Here is a 19,687-nt window from a genome sequence, read left to right as displayed (position 1 = left end):
CACCGACCGGACGCTGCCGTGGGTGGTCAACGCCCACACCTGGTGCTCGCACGGGAACCCCTGCTGCTCGGGGGACAGCGTGGAACGCGTTCGGTCACGCCGGGCTCACGCGGAGTCAGGCAGCCCTGCTCCTCCGCCTGCGCGCGGGGCGCGACGTGCCGCGCGCGCCCCTGCGCTCCACCGGCACGTCCACCGGTTCCCAGCCGCGTCGGGTGCGGGTGGCGGGGCGACTGCGGTAGACGACGTACGGGCGGAACAGGTACCGCACCGCCGCGAACCCGCTCAACGCGTGCACCAGCCGGGTGAAGGGGAACAGGGCGAACAGCAGCATCCCGACCAGCACGTGCGCCTTGAACGACCACGGCACGTCCACCATCAGCGCCACGTCCGGCTGCAGCACGAAGACGCTGCGGAACCAGGGGGAGACGGTGGCCCGGTAGTCGTAGCCCCCGGCCACGCCGTTGGCCAGCACGGTCGTCAGCAGCCCGAGCAGGATCGCGCCGACCAGCACCAGGTACATCGCCTTGTCGTTCACCGTGGTCGCGGAGAACACCGGTCCGGTGCGGCGACGCCGGTAGACCAGCAGCGCCACGCCGACCAGCGTGCACACCCCGGCCAGCGCGCCCAACCCGACCGCGACCAGGTGGTAGAGCTGCTCGGACACCCCCAGCGCGTCGGTCCACGACGCCGGGACCAGCAGTCCCACGACGTGCCCGACGATCACCACCAGCAGTCCGAAGTGGAACAGCGGGCTGGCCAGCCGCAGCAGCCGCGACTCGTACAGCTGCGACGAGCGGGTGGTCCAGCCGAACCGGTCGTAGCGCCAGCGCCACAGCGAACCGACCACCAGCACCGCGATCGTCACGTACGGCGCGGCCCCCCACAGCAGCACGTCCCAGGTGCTCATCGCGGACCTCCGAACGGTCGCAGCGGACCAGTCATCCCCACGAACTCCTGCGGTGGGCCGGTCGCGGCGAGGCGCTTGGCCGCGCGCAGGGCTTCCGGGGTCGGCGCGGGCAGCGTCGTCAGCACCGCCTCGACGCCGCGCGCGTACACCGAGCCCTGGTCGCGCAGGGCCTCGGCGAGCAGGGTGAGCCCGGCGTGGTGGTCGAGGAGCAGGGCGGTGCCGCGCTCCTGGTCTGTGGTGGCGGCGAACTCCAGCACGACGGTGAGGTGGTCCGGCAGCTCGTCCTCCGGCGGCAGCACGCCCGCCGACCGGTAGATCCGCTTGAAGTCCACGATCGCCCGGCCGCGGTTGCGGGTGTCGCCGGTCGTCCAGTAGCTCAGGTACTGGCAGCAGCGGCGGCGCAGGTCGAAGGTCTCGACGTAGTGCTGCTGCGCGGCCAGCAACGGCACCGTCTCCAGGTGGTGCACCAGCTCCAGCAGCGGGTCCCGTTGCGGAGCCGGGAGCGCTGCGCACCCGGTGCGCAGCAGCGGCAGCCGGCCGAGCAACTCCTCGTCGGGGTAGGCCAGCAGGAACGCGGCGATCCGGTGGGTGAGCGCGCGGGCTCGGTCGAAGGACATCAGTCGGCCTCGTCGTCCCGCGGGAACAGGCCCTCGGGAGTGCCACGGCCGTCCCAGTTGAGCAGGTTCACCCGACGCGAGCCGTCCGGCGCGATGAAGTGCACCGCGTTCTGCCGCTGCCGGAGCAGGTGGAAGTTCTCCACGGCCACCGGCACGGGCGCCCCGGAGGTCTCGCCGAACGGCCCGGACTCGTACATGCCCGGTCCGCCCTCGTAGTCCAACGAGCAGCCGGGTTCGTCCAGCTGCCCGGCGAGTTCGGCGTGCGCCTGCGGGATGACGTAGCGCTCCTCGTACTTCGCCAGCGCCAGCAGCCGGTACATCCGCTCCACCTGCGGCACGTCCAGCCCGGCAGCCTCCGGGACGGCCGGGTCCGGTGGTCGCCCGAGGTTGATGTCGCGCATGTAGGCGCGCATCGCGCCGAGCTTGCGCAGCGATGTGACGACCGGCCGGGGGTCCCCCGCGGTGAACAGTTCGGCCAGGTACTCCACCGGGATGCGCAGCGCGTCGATGGCGCCGAACAAGTTGCCCACGTCCTCGCCGTCGTGCCCGGTCTCGACCAGCTTGTCCACCACCGGTGACAACGGCGGGACGTACCAGACCATCGGTAGCGTGCGGAACTCCGGGTGCAGCGGGAGGGCGATCCGGAAGTCCTTGATCAGCGCGTGGACCGGGGAGCGCTGCGCGGCCTCGATCCAGTCCGCGGGGATGCCGGCACGCCGTGCGGCGGCCACCACCTCCGGATCGTCCGGGTCGAGCAGCACGTCCAGCTGCGCCGGGTACAGGTCGCGCTCGTCGGGCACCGAGGCCGCCGGGAGCACGCGGTCGGCGTCGTAGAGCACCACGCCGAGGTAGCGCAGCCGCCCGACGCAGGTCTCCGAGCACACCGTCGGCAACCCGACCTCCATCCGCGGGTAGCACAGCGTGCACTTCTCGGCCTTGCCGGTGCGGTGGTTGAAGTAGACCTTCTTGTACGGGCACCCGGTGACGCACATCCGCCAGCCGCGGCACTGGTCCTGGTCGACCAGCACGATCCCGTCCTCGGTGCGCTTGTACATCGCACCCGAGGGACAGGAGGCGACGCAGGACGGGTTCAGGCAGTGTTCGCAGATCCGCGGCAGGAAGAACATGAACGTTTCTTCGAAGGACTGCCGGACCTCGTCGGACACCCGCTGCAGCACCGGGTCCTGCTGGGTGAGCTCGGGCGCGCCCGCCAGGCTGTCGTCCCAGTTCGCGCTCCAGGAGATCCGCGTCGGCTCACCGGAGATCAGCGACCTCGGCCGGGCCACCGGGACGTGGTCACCCGCGGGTGCGGAGATCAGGTCGTCGTAGTCGTAGGTCCAGGGCTCGTAGTAGTCCTGGATGGCGGGCAGCTTCGGGTTCGCGAACAACGACAGGAGCCGCTTGAACCGGCCTCCGGCCCGCAACGTCAACCGGCCACCGCGCAGCCGCCACCCACCGCGCCACTTCTCCTGGTCCTCGTAGGTGCGCGGGTACCCCTGCCCCGGGCGGGTCTCCACGTTGTTGAACCACACGTACTCGACGCCGGCGCGGTTGGTCCACGCCTGCTTGCAGGTGACCGAGCAGGTGTGGCAGCCGATGCACTTGTCCAGGTTCATCACCATGGCGAGCTGGGCCATCACGCGCATCAGTACTCGACCTCCTGGCTGCGGCGGCGGACCACGGTGATCTCGTCGCGCTGGTTCCCGGTCGGGCCCAGGTAGTTGAAGGCGAACGACAGCTGGGCGTAGCCGCCGACGAGGTGGGTGGGCTTGATCAACAGCCGGGTCAGCGAGTTGTGGACCCCGCCGCGCAGCCCGGAGACCTCCGACTTCGGCACGTCCACCACGCGGTCCTTGGCGTGGTGCACGTAGACCGTGCCGGGCGGCATCTTCTGCGACACCACCGCTCGCGCCACCACCACGCCGTTGCGGTTGACCGCCTCCACCCAGTCGTTGTCGCGCACGCCGATCCGCTCCGCGTCGGCCGGGCTCAGCCACAGGTCCGGGCCGCCGCGCGAGAGCGACAGCATCAGCAGGTTGTCCTGGTACTCGGAGTGGATCGACCACTTCGAGTGCGGGGTCAGGTAGCGCACCGACACCGCCGCGCCGCCGGGGTCTTCCGGCTCGCCGAACAGCCGGTGGATGTTCAGCGGCGGCCGGTAGACGGGCAAGCCCTCGCCGAGGTCGGCCACCCAGTCGTGGTCGAGGTAGAAGTGCTGGCGGCCGGTCAGGGTGTGCCAGGGCTTGAGGCGTTCGACGTTGACCACGAAGGCGCTGTAGCGCCGCCCGCCGTGCTCGCTGCCGCTCCACTCCGGCGAGGTGATCACCGGGACCGGGCGGGCTTGGGTGTCGGCGAAGGTGATCGTCCTGCCCTCGGCGTCCTGCGCCAGGTCGGCCAACCGCACCCCGGTGCGCTGCTCGAGGTCCCGGAACCCCGCCACCGCGATCCGGCCGTTGGTGGTGCCTGACAGCGCGAGGACCGCCTCGCAGGCGTGCACGTCCCGCGCCAGTGACGGGCGGCCGTCCGCCACTCCACCGCGCAGCACTCCGTTCTGGCGCCTCAGCCGCTCGACCTCCTGGTCCGGGACGACGTGCCACCCCTTGACACCGACGCCCAGCTGCTCCACCAACGGGCCCAGTGCCGCCATCTTCGCCGCCACCGCCGGGTAGTCCCGCTCGACGACCACCAGCTTCGGCATCGTCACGCCCGGCACCGGCTCGACCTCGTCGCGGGCCCAGTCGCGCACCACACCGCCCGGGGTGGCGAGCTCGTCCGGCGTGTCGTGCAGCAGGGGTGCAGCGACCAGGTCCTCGCGCACTCCGAGGTGCGTCGCGGCGAGTTCGGAGAACTTCCGGGCGATCGCGTGGAAGGCGTCGAAGTCGCTGCGGGTCTCCCACGGTGGCGCGATGGCCGGGGTGAAGGCGTGCACGAACGGGTGCATGTCGGTGGACGACAGGTCGTGCTTCTCGTACCAGGTCGCGGCGGGCAGCAGCACGTCACTGAACAGGCCCGTGCTGGTCATGCGGAAGTCCAGCGACAACAGCAGGTCCAGCTTGCCCTCCGGGGCGCGCGGGTGCCAGTGCACGTCGCGCGGGCGCTGCTCGGGCGGGGCCTCCTCGGCCCGCACGGCCGAATCGGTGCCCAGCAGGTGCTTCAGGAAGTACTCGTTGCCCTTCGCTGAGGAACCCAGCAGGTTCGTCCGCCACGTGGTGACGATCCGCGGCCAGTTCGCCTCGTCGTCCGGGTCGGTGCAGGCGAACCGCAGCCGCCCGGCGCGGAGCTCGGTGATGACGTGCTCGGCCGGGTCCACCCCGGCCGAGCGGGCTTCGTCGACCAGGTCGAGCGGATTGCGGTCGAACGTCGGGTACGAGGGCATCCAACCCAGTCGCGCCGACTGCGCGATGCAGTCGGCCATCGTCATGCCCCGCAGCGTCCCCGGGCCGAGCGGGTGGACCAGCTCCTCGGCGCCGAGCGCGTCGTAGCGCCACTGGTCGGTGGCCAGGTACCAGAACGCGGTGCCGATCATCTGGCGCGGCGGGCGCGACCAGTCCAGCGCTCCGGCCAGCTGCGCCCAACCGGTGACCGGGCGGCACTTCTCCTGCCCGACGTAGTGCGCCCAGCCGCCACCGTTGACGCCCTGGCACCCGGTCAACGTCACCAACGCCAGGAACGCGCGGTAGATCGTGTCGGAGTGGAACCAGTGGTTGGTGCCCGCGCCCATCAGGATCATCGACCGTCCGCCGGACTCCTCGGCGTTGCGGGCGAACTCGCGGGCCACCCGGATGGCCTGCGCGGCGGGCACCCCGGTGATCTCCTCCTGCCAGGCCGGGGTGTGCGGTCGCGGGTCGTCCAGGCCGCGCGGCCACTCACCGGGCAGCCCCGGCCGCCCCACGCCGTAGTTCGCCAGCACCAGGTCGAACACCGTGGTCACCAGTCGGCCACCGAGCCGGATCGCCGGCACGCCCCGGCGCAGCCGGGCGCGGCGGTCGTCGGGCACGTCGAACCGCGGGAGCTCCACGGTGACGGCCTGGGCGGCGGCGTGGTCCAGCAAGCTCAGCTGCGGCCGGACCTCTCCGAGGTCGAGGTTCCACCGCCCATCGCCCGCCGGGTCGAAGCGGAAGCCCAGGCTTCCGTTCGGCACGTGCGCACGACCGGTGTGCTCGTCCACCAGGACCGGTTTGAAGCGGTCGTGCGCGCCGGGCGCGCCGAGGTCGGCGGCGGTGACGAACTTGTCCGGCACCAGCCCGTGGCCGGTGTCGCGCAGCGCGACCAGGAACGGCAGGTCGGTGTAGCGGCGGGCGTAGTCGGCGAAGCGCGGGGACTGCCGCTGCACGTAGCAGTCCCGCAGGATCACGTGCCCCATCGCCATCGCCAGCGCGCCGTCGGTGCCCGGGTGCGGCGACAGCCAGGTGTCGGCGAACTTGACGTTGTCGGCGTAGTCGGGGGAGACCACCACGACCTTCTGCCCGCGGTAGCGGGCCTCGGCCATGAAGTGCGCGTCCGGGGTGCGGGTGACGGGGACGTTGGAGCCCCACATCACGAGGTAGGCGGCGTTCCACCAGTCGGCGGACTCGGGCACGTCGGTCTGGTCGCCGAACACCTGCGGTGAGGCCACCGGCAGGTCGGCGTACCAGTCGTAGAAGGACAGCATGGTGCCGCCGATCAACGACAGGAACCGGGAGCCCACGGCGTGCGAGACCATCGACATCGCCGGGATGGGGGAGAACCCGGCGATCCGGTCCGGCCCGTACCGCTTGATGGTGTGCACGTGGGCGGCGGCGACCATCTCCAGCGCCTCGTCCCAGGAGACCCGCACGAGCCCGCCCTTGCCGCGCGCCCGCTGGTAGCGCCGCCGCGATCCCGGGTCGTCCACGATGGACGCCCAGGCGCGCACCGGGTCACCGGTGGCGGCCTTCGCGCGGCGGTACATCTCGACGAGCACCCCGCGCGCGTACGGGTAGCGCAACCGGGTGGGCGAGTAGGTGTACCAGGAGAACGCGGCCCCGCGCGGGCAGCCGCGCGGTTCGTACTCCGGGGAATCCGGCCCCACCGACGGGTAGTCGGTCTGCTGGACCTCCCAGGTGATCACGCCGTCCTTGACGTAGACCTGCCACGAGCAGGAGCCGGTGCAGTTCACGCCGTGCGTGGAGCGCACGACCTTGTCGTGGCTCCAGCGGTCCCGGTAGAAGGCGTCGCCCTCGCGGCCGCCGGCCAGCTCGAGGCTGCGCAGGTCGGCCGAGACCTGGTCCGGGGTCAGCAGCTTGCGGGTGCGCAGCAGGAGCTCGGCGACCGGGCCGTCGAGTCCCGCGTCTGCTCGTTTCGCCATGAGCCGGGCTCCTTGGTGAGTCGCCGGGCAGTGACCGCTGTTCCCGTGCTCCGATTCGCCGCGCGCGACCGTGGCCTGCACACTCGACGATTGGGCAGACCAGCGCGACCCGCAACTCGGGCCGGCGCCGCAGCGGCTCCGCGCGGAACCGCCACCACCCGTGCTCGCCGAGCCGCGGTTCGCGTGTCATCGCCCGACGCGCACGCCGAAGTCGAGGTGGTCGTTGTGGTCAGTCATCCCGCGCCCATCCACCTCCGCCGCGCAGCGGCGAACGCACGCAAGTGGGTCGTGCTGGCGGTCTGCACGATCGCGTTCACGGTCAACTTCTGGGCGTGGGCGTTGCTCGCCCCGCTCGCGCCCGGCATCGGACAGCGGCTCGGCCTGGCCCCGTTCACCCAGTCGGTGCTGGTGGCGCTGCCGGTGATCATCGGTTCGATCGGCCGCATCCCGGTCGGCTCGCTGACCGACCGCTGGGGCGCGCGGTCGATGTTCACGGCGCTGAGCCTGCTGACGACCATCCCTGTGCTGCTGGTCGGGCTGTTCCCGGACTCGCTGCCGGTGCTGCTGCTCGGCGGGGTGCTGCTCGGCCTCGGCGGGACGACCTTCGCGGTCGGGGTCCCGGCGGTCAGCGGCTGGTTCCCGTCGGCCCAGCGCGGCATGGCGCTCGGCGTGTTCGGCGTCGGCACCGGCGGCACCGCCATCGCGACCTTCACGACGCTGCCGCTGGCCAGCGCGTCCGGCGAGCTCGCCCCGTTCCTGGTCGTGGCGGCGGCGCTGGTCGTGGCGGCGGCGCTGTCCTGGGCGCTGCTGCGCGACCCAGCTGACCGGACGCCGCCTTCGGGGTCGACCTCCAGTCGGACCGTCGAGGCCCTGCGGCTCGGCGTGACCTGGCAGCTGTCGGTGCTCTACGCGCTGACCTTCGGCGGCTTCGTGGCCTTCAGCGTCTACCTGCCCACCTACCTGAAGACCAGCTACGACCTCACGGTGGAGGACGCCTCGACGCGCACCGCCGGGTTCGTGGTGCTGGCTGTGATCGCCCGCCCCGTCGGTGGTTGGCTGTGCGACCGGGTGCACCCGACCACCGTCCTCGGCGGACTGTGCTCGCTGGCGGCCTTGCTCGCCGCGCTCGCCGCCGTCGAACCGCCGCTGGTGCCGGTCGGCACGATCGCCTTCCTCGGGCTGGCCGCGGTGCTGGGCGCCGGCTCGGGAGCGGTGTTCGCGCTCGTCGCCGAGCTGGCCCCGAAGGACCACGTGGGGGCGGTGACCGGGCTGGTCGGGGCCGCGGGCGGTCTCGGCGGCTTCTTCCCCCCGCTGGTGATGGGCGCGATCTACGGCACCGCCGGGCACTACACCTGGGGTTTCGTGCTGCTGGCGCTGGCCGCCCTGGGCTGCGCGGCGCTGACGCTCACCGTGGTCCGCCGGGAGGCGGGGACCTGATCGGGGATGCGGGCCGAGCGCTGGACCGACATGATCTCCGGGAGGTCGCCGCAGGGTAGCCTGATGGTGGAAGGGACATTGCGGCGGAATCGGGCTCGCCCGGCCTCGCCGGCCCTGACCTTGGCAGCACGTTCCACGGAGGTGTCAGCGGTGTCCAACCCATTCACCGGCGCGAGCCGGCCGACGCCGGGCACACCGAATCTCCCCACCCCGCCGACGGGCTGGCCGATCGGCTCCTACAGCACCTACGAGGAGGCGCAGCGCGCGGTCGACTACCTCGCGGACAGCGACTTCCCGGTGCAGGAGGTGACCATCGTCGGCGTGGACCTCATGCTCGTCGAGCGCGTGACCGGCCGGCTGACCTGGGGTCGGGTGCTGGGCGGCGGTGCCGCCTCCGGCGCGTGGTTCGGGCTGCTGGTCGGGCTGATCATGGGCATGTTCACCCCGCAGGGCAGCTGGTTCGGCCCGGTGCTGGCCGGCCTCGGCGCGGGCGTGCTGTTCGGCCTGGTCTTCGCCGCGGTCGGCTACGCCTCCACCCGGGGCCGCCGCGACTTCTCCTCGGCGAGCCAACTGGTCGCGGGCCGTTACGACGTCCTGTCCCAACCCCGCTACGCCGAACAGGGGCGGGACCTCCTCGCCAAGCTCGCGATGAAACCACCGCCCGCCCAGTGACCTGACCAGGCCGTCCCGGGTGGCGCGGTTGCGCCTCCCGTTGGGTCCGTTCTGCCCGACGTTCACGTGTTGGCAACAAGCGTCACACCGGGCTTGCCTTGACTGATCAAGAGGCCTAGCTTTCCACCACCGGCTCACCGCCGGTGGTGGCAGGCGACGAAGCGTGGGCACCCCGATGCTTGGTCGGCTGCGACCAGCACCTGGGAGGACCGATCGTGAGACTTCGCCGTACACGCCGAGCGGCCGCGTTGGGAGCCACGCTGGCCTGCGCGTCGGCGTTGACCGCCTGCGCCCCGGCTTCCGGCGCGAACACCGTCAACCTCTACAGCGCGCCCGAGGAGAACCTGCAGCAGAACGTGGACCGCTGCAACGCGGAGTCGGGCGGGCGGTACAACATCGTGTACCACAAGCTGCCCCGGGACGCGGACGGGCAGCGCGAGCAGATGGTGCGCCGGCTCGCCGCCGGGGACAGCGGCATGGACGTGCTCAACCTGGACGTCACCTGGACCGGGGAGTTCGCTGAGGCCGGGTGGATCCGGGAGTGGACCGGCCAGGACCGGGCCGACGTGGAGCGGGGCACGCTGCAGGGCCCGCTGGAGACCGCGACCTGGAACGGCAAGCTCTACGCGGCGCCGAAGAACACCAACGTGCAGCTGCTCTGGTACCGCAAGGACCTGGTGCCCGAGCCGCCGCAGACCTGGGACGAGATGATCGCGGACGCCCAGCGCCTCAAGGCGGAGGGCAAGCCGCACTGGATCTCCTTCACCGGCGCCCAGTACGAGGGCGTCTACGTGCACTTCAACACCCTGGTCCAGTCGGTCGGCGGGCACGTGATCTCCGACGACGGCCGCACCGCCGTGGTCGACGAGGGCGCGGTGCGCGCGCTGCAGGCGCTGCGCGACTTCGGCACCGCGGGCGTGACCAGCCCGTCGATGAACAACGCCAAGGAGGACGACGCCCGGCAGGAGTTCGAGACCGGGCAAGCGGCGTTCGAGCTCAACTGGCCGTTCGTCTACGCCTCGATGCAGGAGAAGGCGCCGGAGCTGGCGGCCAAGGTCGGCTGGGCGCGGTTGCCGAGCCTGCAGCCCGGCGTGCCGAGCAAGTCCACCATCGGCGGCGCCAACTACGCGGTGAGCAGCTACTCCACCAAGCCCGAGCTGTCGTTCGAGGCGATCAAGTGCCTGCGCAACCCGGAGAGCCAGAAGTTCTCCGCGCTCAACGACGGCGTGCCGCCGACGATCGAGTCGGTCTACGCGGACCCGGAGATCGCCGCCGAGTACCCGATGCGCGACACCATCCTGGAAGCCCTCAAGGACCCGGGCGTGCGCCCGGTGACCCCGGCCGCCCAGAACGTCTCCACGGTGCTGTCCAAGCTCCTCTCGCCGATCGGGGAGATCGACCCGCAGGCGACCGCGGAGCGGATGCGCACCGAGGTCCAGAACGCTCTGGAGTCCAAGGGAGTGATGCCCTGATGGTGGAGAAGCAGGACACGCTCCCGGTGGCGAAGGCGATCAGCGAGGGCAAGAAGGCCGAGCGCAAGCTGGGGTGGCTGCTGTGCGCCCCGGCGGCGCTGGTGATGCTCGCCGTCACCGGCTACCCGATCCTCTACGCGCTGTGGCTGTCGTTCCAGCGCTTCGACCTGAAGTACCCGGACCAGCGCGAGTTCGTCGGACTGGACAACTACGTCACGGTGCTGAGCAACGGGTACTGGTGGACCGCGTTCTGGGTGACCGTGGTGGTCACCGCGGTGTCCGTGGTCATCGAGTTCGTGCTCGGCATGGGCCTGGCGCTGATCATGCACCGGGCGCTGGTGGGACGCGGCCTGGTCCGCACCGTCACCCTCATCCCGTACGGGATCGTCACCGTGGTGGCGGCCTTCAGCTGGCGGTACGCGTGGACGCCGGACACCGGCTACCTGGCCAACGCGATCACCCCGGACGGCGCCCCGCTGACCGAGCACGTCAGCGCGCTGGCCATCGTGGTCCTCGCCGAGGTCTGGAAGACCACCCCGTTCATGGCGCTGCTGCTCATGGCGGGCCTGGCGCTGGTGCCCGACGACCTGCTCAAGGCGGCGGCGATGGACGGCGCCGGGGCGTGGCAGCGGTTCGTCAAGGTCATGCTGCCGGTGATGAAGCCGGCCATCCTGGTCGCGCTGCTGTTCCGCACCCTCGACGCGTTCCGCGTGTTCGACAACATCGTGGTGCTCACGTCGGGCGCGCAGGACACCTCGTCGGTGTCGGTGCTCGCCTACAACAACCTGATCAAAGGACTCAACCTGGGGATCGGCTCCACCATGTCGGTGCTGATCTTCCTCGCGGTCGCGCTCATCGCGTGGGTCTTCGTCAAGCTCTTCGGCACGGCCGCACCCGGTAGTGACGACGAGGGGAGGCGCTGATGGCAGGCGTGGGCGGGGCCGAGACCCCCGCGCGGAAGGCCAAGTGGACGGTGCTCAACATCATCGTCGTGGTCTACGCGCTGCTGCCGGTGCTGTGGATCCTGTCGCTGTCGTTCAAGACGCCCGAGACGCTGGCGGACGGCAACCTGATCCCGCGCGAGTGGACGCTGGAGAACTACGCGGCGATCTTCAGCACCTCCGAGTTCACCCGCGCGCTGGTGAACTCGATCGGCATCGCGCTGATCGCCACCCTGATCGCCGTGGTGCTGGGCACCATGGCCGCCTACGCGATCGCCCGGCTGGACTTCCCCGGCAAGCGGCTGCTGGTCGGGGTGTCGCTGCTGATCGCGATGTTCCCGCAGGTGTCGCTGGTCTCGCCGCTGTTCGAGATCGAGCGGGTGCTGGGCCTGTTCGACACCTGGCCGGGCCTGATCCTGCCCTACATCACCTTCTCGCTGCCGCTGGCGATCTACACGCTGTCGGCGTTCTTCCGGGAGATCCCCTGGGAGCTGGAGAAGGCGGCCAAGATGGACGGCGCGACGCCGGGGCAGGCGTTCGCCAAGGTGATCGCGCCGCTGGCCGCGCCGGGCGTGTTCACCACCGCGATCCTGGTGTTCATCTTCTGCTGGAACGACTTCCTGTTCGCGATCTCGCTGACCTCGACGGAGAACTCCCGGACGGTGCCGGTGGCGTTGCAGTTCTTCACCGGCAGCTCGCAGTTCGAGGACCCGACCGGGTCGATCTCCGCCGCAGCGGTGGTGATCACCATCCCGATCATCGTGTTCGTGCTGTTGTTCCAGCGACGCATCGTGTCCGGACTGACCTCCGGCGCAGTGAAGGGGTAACCAAGTGGCCGACATCGTTCTGGACAAGGTGACCAAGCGCTACCCGGACGGGGCGCTGGCGGTCAACGAGGTGAACCTGGAGATCGCGGACGGCGAGTTCGTGATCCTGGTCGGCCCGTCCGGCTGCGGGAAGTCGACCACGCTGAACATGATCGCGGGGCTGGAGGACATCAGCGCGGGCGAGCTGCGCATCGGCGGGGAGCGCATGAACGAGCGCGCGCCGAAGGACCGCGACATCGCCATGGTGTTCCAGTCCTACGCGCTCTACCCGCACATGACGGTGTTCGAGAACATGGCCTTCCCGCTGCGGCTGGCCAAGGTCGACTCGACGACGGTGCGGCAGAAGGTCGAGGAGGCCGCCAAGATCCTCGACCTGACCCAGCACCTGGAGCGCAAGCCGGCCAACCTCTCCGGCGGTCAGCGCCAGCGGGTCGCGATGGGGCGCGCGATCGTGCGCAACCCCAAGGCGTTCCTCATGGACGAGCCGCTGTCCAACTTGGACGCCAAGCTGCGGGTGCAGATGCGCACCTCGGTGTCGAAGCTGCAGAAGCGGCTGGGCACCACGACGGTCTACGTCACGCACGACCAGACCGAGGCGATGACCCTGGGCGACCGCGTGGTGGTCCTGCGCGGCGGCGTGGTGCAGCAGGTGGGTCCGCCGCAGCACCTCTACGAGCACCCGGCGAACCTGTTCGTCGCGGGCTTCATCGGCTCGCCGGCGATGAACTTCGTGCCGGTGGAGGTCGAGGACGGCGTGCTGCGCACCCCGCTCGGCGACGTCCCGCTGCGCGACCGCGTCCGCCGCGAGCTGGAGTCCGCCGACGCGCCGCGCGAGCTGGTCCTCGGCATCCGCCCGGAGCACTTCGAGGACGCCGCGCTGCTCGACGACGCGACCCGCTCCGCGGGGACGACGTTCCGCGGCGAGGTGGACGTGGTGGAGGAGATGGGCTCCGACAAGTACGTCTACTTCACCCTCCAGGGTGGACGGGCGAGCACTTCCGAGCTCGAGGAGCTGGCCGCCGACAGCGGCAGCACCGAGGTCCCGACCGCCGAGGGCCAGGTCGTCACCCGCCTGGCGGTGGAGTCCCAGGCCCGCGAGAACGCGCAGCTCGAGGTGTGGTTCGACCCGGACAAGATCCACCTGTTCGACCCGAGCACCGGCCGCAGCCTCATCTGACGGCGACGACGGGTCGGAGGGCACCCCGGCCGGGTTCGCCCGGCGGAGGTGCCCTCCGCTCGTCAGCGCCCCGGTGGACGACCGAGGTCCTGGGTCCAGTAGTGCTCGTACCGGCTGCCCGGCACGTCGACGTGGCCCACGCCGAGGTCGGTGAACCTGCAGTTCAGGATGTTGCCGCGGTGCGTGGCCTTCTCCATCCACTTCCGGAAGACGACCTCGACCGAGTCGTAGCCCGCGGCGATGTTCTCCCCGATGTAGTCACCGGGGTAGCCCGCGGCCTGGGTGCGGGTCGACGGCTCGCTGCCGTCGCTGCCGGTGTGGTCGAAGAAGTCCCGGTGCGCCATGTCCGCGCTGTGCGCGGTCGCCGCCTCGGTGAGGTCGGCGTTGAGCCGCAGCGGCGGACACCCGGCGTCTGCCCGGGCGTCGTTGGTCAGGTCGAGCAGCCGGTGTTCGACCGACGGCGTGCCCGCCGCCAGGAGCAGCGGTCCGGCGCTGAGCAGCGCCAGGACCGCGGCCGTTGAGCGCAATGCCGACATCCGCGACCACCCCCGGTGTTGGAGAGCCTTGCCCGGGGGGAAGTGTGACCGCGCGCCGGGGCGGTTGCGCGGTCACGTCGCTGAGTCCGGTTACCGGTCGTGGCTGCGGATTCAAGCCACAGTGGACGGTTGATCAAGCCTGGTTGGCGATCAGCAGGAAGACGGTGAAGATCCAGCCCATGATGAGGGCCAGCAGGATGGTGAGCTTGTTGGTCATCAAGCGAGTCATGGCGGTGCCTCCCGACGTGAACAACGAAGACCTGCACGAGATCCGTCATCACGATGCGGGCCCGCGGTCGTTCCCGGCCGGCGTCAGCGCACGGCGGCGCGCGGCGCGGCGGGAACCGCGTCCCACATCGCGCCGGGTTTTCGCTGCACCCACGACGTGTGCTGGAACAGCTGCTCCGCGATCTGCCGGCGCGTCACCGGACTCCGACGCAGCTGCGACGGAGCGAGGTGCCGATGCCCGGCCGGCCTTCGACGCTTCAGCAGCAGGTGCATGACAACCTCCCTCACGCGCGACGACCGCCCGGACGCAGCGGGCGGCAGGAGAACATCAGCTGGCGCGCCACGGAGAGCACCGGGCGCGAACGACCCCCACCCACCCAGGGTATCGCCCGAGATCCGCACTTCGTTACCGAGTGCCCTCACAACCACTTGTTCCGCCGGAAGATCTTGAACAGCACCACGCAGGCGATGAGCATCACCACGAGGACCACGGGATAGCCGTAGGTCCACTCGGTCTCGGGCATGTTGGTGAAGTTCATGCCGTAGATCCCGGCGATCATCGTCGGCGTGGAGATGATCGCGACCCAGGCGGAGATCTTGCGCATGTCGGTGTTCTGCTGGAGCGTGATCTTGGCCAGCGTGGCGTCCACCAGCGTGGTCAGCAGCTCGTCGAAGGAGCCCACCATCTCAGAGACCTTCGCCAGGTGGTCCTCGACGTTGCGGAAGTACGACCGCACGTCGTCGGCGACCATCGGCATGTAGCCCTCGGCCAGCCGCTGCAACGGCTTGGTCAGCGGCAGCACCGCGCGGCGCAGCTCCAGCACTTCGCGCTTCATCAGGTAGATCTGCTCGGCGTCGATCTTGGTGCGCGGCTCGAAGACCTCGGCCTCGATCTCGTCGATGTCGTCCTGGATGGCCTCGGTGACCTCCAGGTAGGTGTCCACCACGTGGTCGGCGACGCCGTGCAGCACCGCGGACGGCCCGAGCGCCAGCTGCTCCGGGTCGGCTTCCAGCTGGCGGCGCACCTCGGCGAGCCCGGCGTGCTTGCCGTGCCGCACGGTGATGACGAAGTCCTTGCCGAGGAACACCATCAGCTCACCGGTGTCGACGATCTCGCTGGTCGCCGAGCGGCGCTCCGACGACAGGTAGCGGACCGTCTTGAGCACCATGAACAGCGTGGTGTCGTAGCGCTCCAGCTTCGGTCGCTGGTGGGCGTGCACGGCGTCCTCGACCGCCAGCTCGTGCAGCCCGAAGGTCTCGGCGAGCCCGTTGATCTGGTCCTCGGTGGGTTCGTGCAGCCCGATCCAGACGAAACCGGTGCCGCGGCGCCGGACTTCGGCGATGGCGTCGGAGTGGCTCCAGGTGCCGTCGAGCCGGTGCCCGTCGACGTAGATCGCGCAGTCGACGACGTAGTCGGACGTCGGCGGGGCGGGACGGGGTGCGGTGCGCGGCGCGCGGCCGTTGCGGTTGCGCAGTCCGAGCGAGGGGAGGTTGGGCACGGCTGCCTCCAGGGGTCCGGGCGCGGTCCACCCGGCGGACGGCCGGGGAACGGCGCGCTGCGGGGCGCTGAGCGGAATCTCGCTGTGACGCGCATCCCGGCCGGGCCTGGGGAACAGGCGCGAGGCCCGCAGGGGCTAGCGGACGACCTTCCCGGCGGGGATGCGGTTGGTACTGCACGGAAGAGCGCTGTCGGCGCTGTTGCCCACGATCCCTCACCTCCTCCAGCCATCCACCGAACCGGTGGTCCCCACGTCAGCCAACGCGCCACCATACTCCGTCCGGGCGGCGCCGCGACAACCGCTCTCGCGGAACGTCACAGGGCGCGTCCGGCCCTCGGGGCAGAACGGGTGAATCGTGCCTATCTGGGCGGATGCCGCGGGAAGGGGAGGCGGTCCGCCCCGGGTGCGCGCGGTGGTCAGGCGTCGCGCGGCAGGCAGCCCCAGGACCGCAGGCAGTCCGCCAGGCCCTCGGTCAGCGCCCCGCCCTCGTCAAGTGTGGCGAAAGTCGCACTGTCCGCCCAGATCGCGTCGGCGGCGTCATCACCAGGGGAAAGGGTCTGCTGATCGGTCCGGCAGGCGTAGTCGTGGATCTCGTAGGTGCCCTTCGGGGCGGGCCGGAGGACGCGGCCCACGAGCTCGCCGACGGTGACGGAGAGTCCCGTTTCCTCGCGGACCTCGCGGTGTACCGCCGAACGGTCGGTTTCGCCCTGCTCCACCCGGCCGCCCGGCAGCGACCACTTCCCCGCACCCGGCTCATGTGCGCGTTTGACGAGCAGCAACCGGCCGTGTGAGTCGTGGATCACCGCTCCGACGCAGCGGATCACGGGCTTCTCCGATACGATCATCGCCACGGAGGGTAGTTGGTTCGAGCCGGCTCGGGAACGACTGACCCAAGTGCGGTACTTGGCTGCCGTTGGGCGGCGAAGTGCGGTACAACGGATCAGCAAACGCCTGCGCTACTCAAGGGCATTTTCGGACGGGGTGCGTGACAGTGAACATGAAGAAGATCCTCACGTGGGCCGGGGTTGCTTTCCTCCTCTACTTCTTGTTCGCCGCGCCGGCGCAAGCCAGCAACGTGGTGAACGGCATCCTGGAGAGCCTCAGGGGCGCAGCGGAGGCCGTGATCACCTTCATGCAGAACCTCTTCGTCCAGTGATGACCCGGCCTCGTCGCGCGGCGGTGCCGGTCGGGACGGGGCAGACCCAGTAAGCGCGAACCGCAGGAGGCGGGTGCCTTGTTCGCTCCGAGGGATCCCGACGAGTACCTGCTGGACACCGAACGCCGGGTGATCCGCGTGCGCCGGCACTGGGCGTGCCTGCTGTGGGACCTCTTCGAAGCGATCGGGCTGCTCGTCGGCCTGATCATGGTTTCGTACCTGTTCCCCGAGCAGAACGCCTTGCTGGTCCAGAACGTCCTCTGGTACGCCGGTCTGCTGGTCCTGGTGCGGTTCACCTACCAGGTGCTGGACTGGTACGTGGAGCGCATCGTCGTCACGGACAAGCGGTTCCTCATCACCTCCGGCATCTTCACCACCAACGTGGCGATGATGCCGATCACCAAGGTGACCGACCTGACCTTCTACCGCTCCCTGATGGGCCGGATCTTCGGGTACGGCACCCTCATCGTGGAGTCCGCCGGTCAGATCCAGGCGCTCAACCGCATCGAGTACGTGCCGAACCCGAACGAGGTCGAGGACGCGATCTCCGGGCTGGTCTTCGGGGACAAGAAGGGCCAGCAGCAGGACCGCTTCTCGATGCTCAAGGCGCGCCGCGCCGCGGTCGGCAAGCGCAGGGCGGCCAAGCTCTGAGACGACGACCGGCCCGGCGGGTGCACGGCCCGCCGGGCCGATCGCTGTCCGGGCAGCGGTGGGAGCGGTTCCGGGGGCATCGGTCACACTGGGGTGTGTGCTCATCGACCTGCACACGCACTCCACCGAGTCCGACGGCACCGACACCCCGGCCGAGCTGGTGGCGACCGCCGTCGCGGCCGGGCTCGACGCCATCGCGATCACTGACCACGACACCACCGCGGGCTGGGCCGAGGCCGAGCGCGCGGTGCGCGAGCTGGGGAGGCCGGGCTTCCGGCTCGTGCCGGGGGCGGAGCTGTCCTGCTCCTGCCCGGACGGCACCGGCCGGACGATCACCGTGCACCTGCTGGCCTACCTGTTCGCCCCGGACTCCGCCGCGCTCGTCGAGGAGCAGTCGCGGTTGCGCGCCGAGCGGCGGGAACGCCTGCTGCAGATGGCGCGGCACATGGCCGCCGACGGCTTCCCCATCGACCCGGACGCGCTGATGGCCGGGCTGCCCCCGGACTCGCCGGGCGGCCGGCCGCACCTGGCGCGGGCGCTGGTCGAGGCGGGGACGGTGGCCAGCGTGGACGAGGCGTTCGCCCGCTACCTCGGCGGCGGTGGGCGGTACTACCTGCCGCGCACCGACACCCCGGTGCACCGCGCGATCGACATGATCACCGAGGCCGGTGGGGTGACCGTGCTGGCGCACCCCTTCGCCACCGCGCGCGGACCGGTGGTGACGCCGGAGGTGATCGCGGAGCTGGCCGAGCGCGGACTGGCCGGCGTCGAGGTCGACCACCCCGACCACGACGCCGCGACGCGGCAGCGGCTGCGGGACCTGGCCGACGAGCTGGACCTCGTCCCCACCGGCAGCAGCGACTACCACGGCACCAACAAGACGATCCGGATCGGCCAGGAGACCACGCCGCCCGACTCGCTGGAGCGGCTGGTCGAGCGGGCCACCGGCAGCAAGGTGATCAGCTGAGCGGGGCCGGTCGAGGAGCAGCCGCGGATCTGCGTACGGTGGGGCGCGTGCAAGGTCAGCTCGGTCTCGAAGGCATCCCCAGCAAGCTGGTGCGGGTGACACCGGCCCGCCTGGCGACCTGGCAGCAGTGCCCGCGCAAGTACCGCATGGCCTACCTGGACCGGCCCACGCCGTCCCGTGCCGGTGCGCGCGCGGGCGCCACGCTCGGCGCGGTGGTGCACAACGCGCTGCGGGCCCACTTCGAGCTGCGCGTGGACCAGCGGTCGCCGGAGCGGGCCGCCGCTCTGGTGCGCGAGCACTGGAAGTCCGACGGGTTCGCCGGTCCGGAGCAGGCCGCCGAGTACCGGGAGCGCGCGCAGGAGTGGGTCGCCGGGTACGTGGCCGGCCTGCCCCCGGACGAGACCCCGGTCGCGGTGGAGCGGTGGGTGTCCGCGCCGGTCGGGTCGATCATCGCCGAGGGCCGGGTGGACCGCATCGACGAGCGCGACGGGGAACTCGTGGTCGTCGACTACAAGACCGGCCGCCACGGGCTGCGCGTGAGCGACGCGCGGGACTCGCTGGCGCTGGTCCTCTACGCGCTCGCCGTGCGGCGGCAGTTCCACCGGACCTGCCGCCGGGTCGAGCTGCACCACCTGCCCTCCGGCACGGTCGCGAGCTGGGAGCACACCCCGGAATCACTGGCGGCGCTGCGGGACCGGGCCGAGCAGCTGGCCGCGGAGTTCCAGAGCGCCGCGGACGAGCTGGAGCTCGGCGGCGACCCGGTGGCGCTGTTCCCGGTGCGCACCGGCACGCACTGCTCGTGGTGCGACTTCCGGGCGCACTGCGCCGAGGGCAAGCAGGCGGCGCCCGACGTGACGTCCTGGTCCTCGCTGGAAGTCGGATGAGCAGGAGACCGGAGACCTGGCCGCGCGGCCCGGAACCGCGCCAGCACGGCACCCGGCCGCTCCCCGTCGACGGCGGCCGGCGACGGCACGCGCGCCGACCGCCCAGCCGGTCCCGGGGCGCGGGCCGCGGGCTGAGCGGTGCGCTCGCGTCCGGTTCCGTCGTGCTCGCGCTGTTCCTGGTCGGCGTGCAGCTCTGGGCGACCGGGCAGGGGATGCAGGGACCGGGGCTGGCCGCGGTGATCTCCCAGCTGGTGACCTCGCTGGTGGCCGTGGGGCTGCAGGCGGTCGCCGACCGCCGCCGCGACCGGACCGGTGCGTTCGCGACGCTCGGCGTGATCGTGCTGGTGCTCGGCTCGCTGTGGTTCTGGTGGTGGGCCTGAGGGGACGCGC

General features: G+C 71.0%; 19 protein-coding genes. 11 read left to right on the top strand and 8 right to left on the bottom strand.

Going from position 1 to position 19,687, the window contains the following annotated elements; translation table 11 throughout:
• Positions 1-115: 115 nt before the first annotated feature.
• From narI to HNR68_RS25585, 4 genes are read right to left on the bottom strand one after another with little or no spacing between them, the layout of a single operon-like run.
• Positions 116-907: a respiratory nitrate reductase subunit gamma gene (narI, locus tag HNR68_RS25600; protein ID WP_179724264.1), complete on the bottom strand. Its 792-nt coding sequence runs from the start codon at positions 905-907 to the stop codon at positions 116-118.
• Positions 904-1,524: a nitrate reductase molybdenum cofactor assembly chaperone gene (gene narJ / locus HNR68_RS25595; protein WP_179724263.1), complete on the bottom strand. Its 621-nt coding sequence runs from the start codon at positions 1,522-1,524 to the stop codon at positions 904-906. Before narJ ends, narI begins: the two co-directional genes overlap by 4 nt.
• Entirely contained in the window at positions 1,524-3,170 is a 1,647-nt protein-coding gene (gene narH, locus HNR68_RS25590; protein WP_179724262.1) for a nitrate reductase subunit beta, read from the bottom strand. The genes narJ and narH overlap by 1 nt, the downstream gene beginning before the upstream one ends.
• Positions 3,170-6,850 carry a nitrate reductase subunit alpha gene (locus tag HNR68_RS25585; RefSeq protein WP_179724261.1) on the bottom strand — a complete coding sequence of 1,227 codons (3,681 nt, stop codon included), beginning with the start codon at positions 6,848-6,850 and terminating at the stop codon, positions 3,170-3,172. Before HNR68_RS25585 ends, narH begins: the two co-directional genes overlap by 1 nt.
• A 183-nt stretch (positions 6,851-7,033) precedes the next feature.
• On the opposite strand from HNR68_RS25585, the gene HNR68_RS25580 reads away from it, so the two are divergent.
• The 6 genes from HNR68_RS25580 to HNR68_RS25555 all read left to right on the top strand — a co-directional run bounded on the left by HNR68_RS25580 (position 7,034) and on the right by HNR68_RS25555 (position 13,376).
• Complete coding sequence (locus tag HNR68_RS25580) at positions 7,034-8,287, top strand: MFS transporter (protein ID WP_343050405.1); 1,254 nt, start codon at positions 7,034-7,036, stop codon at positions 8,285-8,287.
• A 150-nt stretch (positions 8,288-8,437) separates the two neighbouring features.
• Positions 8,438-8,959: a general stress protein gene (locus tag HNR68_RS25575; RefSeq protein WP_179724259.1), complete on the top strand. Its 522-nt coding sequence runs from the start codon at positions 8,438-8,440 to the stop codon at positions 8,957-8,959.
• A 215-nt stretch (positions 8,960-9,174) separates the two neighbouring features.
• On the top strand, positions 9,175-10,431 hold the full coding sequence (locus HNR68_RS25570; RefSeq protein ID WP_380573790.1) for an ABC transporter substrate-binding protein: 1,257 nt from the start codon (positions 9,175-9,177) through the stop codon (positions 10,429-10,431).
• Positions 10,431-11,354: a carbohydrate ABC transporter permease gene (locus HNR68_RS25565; protein WP_179724258.1), complete on the top strand. Its 924-nt coding sequence runs from the start codon at positions 10,431-10,433 to the stop codon at positions 11,352-11,354. Before HNR68_RS25570 ends, HNR68_RS25565 begins: the two co-directional genes overlap by 1 nt.
• Positions 11,354-12,199 (top strand): carbohydrate ABC transporter permease, encoded by an 846-nt coding sequence (locus HNR68_RS25560; RefSeq protein WP_179724257.1) that lies wholly within the window; start codon positions 11,354-11,356, stop codon positions 12,197-12,199. Before HNR68_RS25565 ends, HNR68_RS25560 begins: the two co-directional genes overlap by 1 nt.
• A 4-nt stretch (positions 12,200-12,203) precedes the next feature.
• Positions 12,204-13,376 carry a sn-glycerol-3-phosphate ABC transporter ATP-binding protein UgpC gene (locus HNR68_RS25555; RefSeq protein ID WP_179724256.1) on the top strand — a complete coding sequence of 391 codons (1,173 nt, stop codon included), beginning with the start codon at positions 12,204-12,206 and terminating at the stop codon, positions 13,374-13,376.
• Between the two features lie 62 nt (positions 13,377-13,438).
• On the opposite strand, the gene HNR68_RS25550 is transcribed toward HNR68_RS25555, so the two are convergent.
• From HNR68_RS25550 to HNR68_RS25535, 4 genes are all read right to left on the bottom strand, one after another.
• On the bottom strand, positions 13,439-13,912 hold the full coding sequence (locus HNR68_RS25550; RefSeq protein ID WP_179724255.1) for a CAP domain-containing protein: 474 nt from the start codon (positions 13,910-13,912) through the stop codon (positions 13,439-13,441).
• A gap of 312 nt (positions 13,913-14,224) precedes the next feature.
• Positions 14,225-14,413 (bottom strand): hypothetical protein, encoded by a 189-nt coding sequence (locus tag HNR68_RS25545; protein WP_179724254.1) that lies wholly within the window; start codon positions 14,411-14,413, stop codon positions 14,225-14,227.
• A 146-nt stretch (positions 14,414-14,559) separates the two neighbouring features.
• Positions 14,560-15,639, bottom strand: coding sequence for a magnesium/cobalt transporter CorA (corA, locus tag HNR68_RS25540; RefSeq protein WP_179724253.1), 1,080 nt, complete (start codon positions 15,637-15,639; stop codon positions 14,560-14,562).
• 416 nt (positions 15,640-16,055) lie between these two features.
• Positions 16,056-16,484 carry an NUDIX hydrolase gene (locus HNR68_RS25535; protein ID WP_179724252.1) on the bottom strand — a complete coding sequence of 143 codons (429 nt, stop codon included), beginning with the start codon at positions 16,482-16,484 and terminating at the stop codon, positions 16,056-16,058.
• Positions 16,485-16,630: 146 nt separating this feature from the next.
• Here HNR68_RS25535 and HNR68_RS25530 point away from each other — a divergent pair, with 146 nt between their 5' ends.
• The 5 genes from HNR68_RS25530 (at position 16,631) to HNR68_RS25510 (ending at position 19,677) form a co-directional block, all read left to right on the top strand.
• The gene (locus HNR68_RS25530) at positions 16,631-16,795 is read left to right on the top strand and encodes a hypothetical protein (RefSeq protein WP_179724251.1); all 165 of its coding nucleotides are present in this window, start codon (positions 16,631-16,633) and stop codon (positions 16,793-16,795) included.
• 78 nt (positions 16,796-16,873) lie between these two features.
• The gene (locus HNR68_RS25525) at positions 16,874-17,446 is read left to right on the top strand and encodes a PH domain-containing protein (RefSeq protein ID WP_179724250.1); all 573 of its coding nucleotides are present in this window, start codon (positions 16,874-16,876) and stop codon (positions 17,444-17,446) included.
• Between the two features lie 97 nt (positions 17,447-17,543).
• The gene (locus HNR68_RS25520) at positions 17,544-18,413 is read left to right on the top strand and encodes a PHP domain-containing protein (RefSeq protein ID WP_380573785.1); all 870 of its coding nucleotides are present in this window, start codon (positions 17,544-17,546) and stop codon (positions 18,411-18,413) included.
• Between the two features lie 47 nt (positions 18,414-18,460).
• The gene (locus HNR68_RS25515; protein ID WP_179724249.1) at positions 18,461-19,297 is read left to right on the top strand and encodes a PD-(D/E)XK nuclease family protein; all 837 of its coding nucleotides are present in this window, start codon (positions 18,461-18,463) and stop codon (positions 19,295-19,297) included.
• A complete protein-coding gene (locus HNR68_RS25510) occupies positions 19,294-19,677 on the top strand; it encodes a cation diffusion facilitator family transporter (RefSeq protein WP_179724248.1) in 384 nt (127 codons plus the stop codon). Before HNR68_RS25515 ends, HNR68_RS25510 begins: the two co-directional genes overlap by 4 nt.
• Positions 19,678-19,687: the final 10 nt, after the last annotated feature.

The sequence above is a fragment of the Saccharopolyspora hordei genome (assembly GCF_013410345.1).
GTDB classification, from domain to species: Bacteria; Actinomycetota; Actinomycetes; order Mycobacteriales; family Pseudonocardiaceae; genus Saccharopolyspora; species Saccharopolyspora hordei.
Note: the sequence above shows the minus strand (reverse complement) of the source record. Positions and strands in the feature narration are given on the sequence as shown.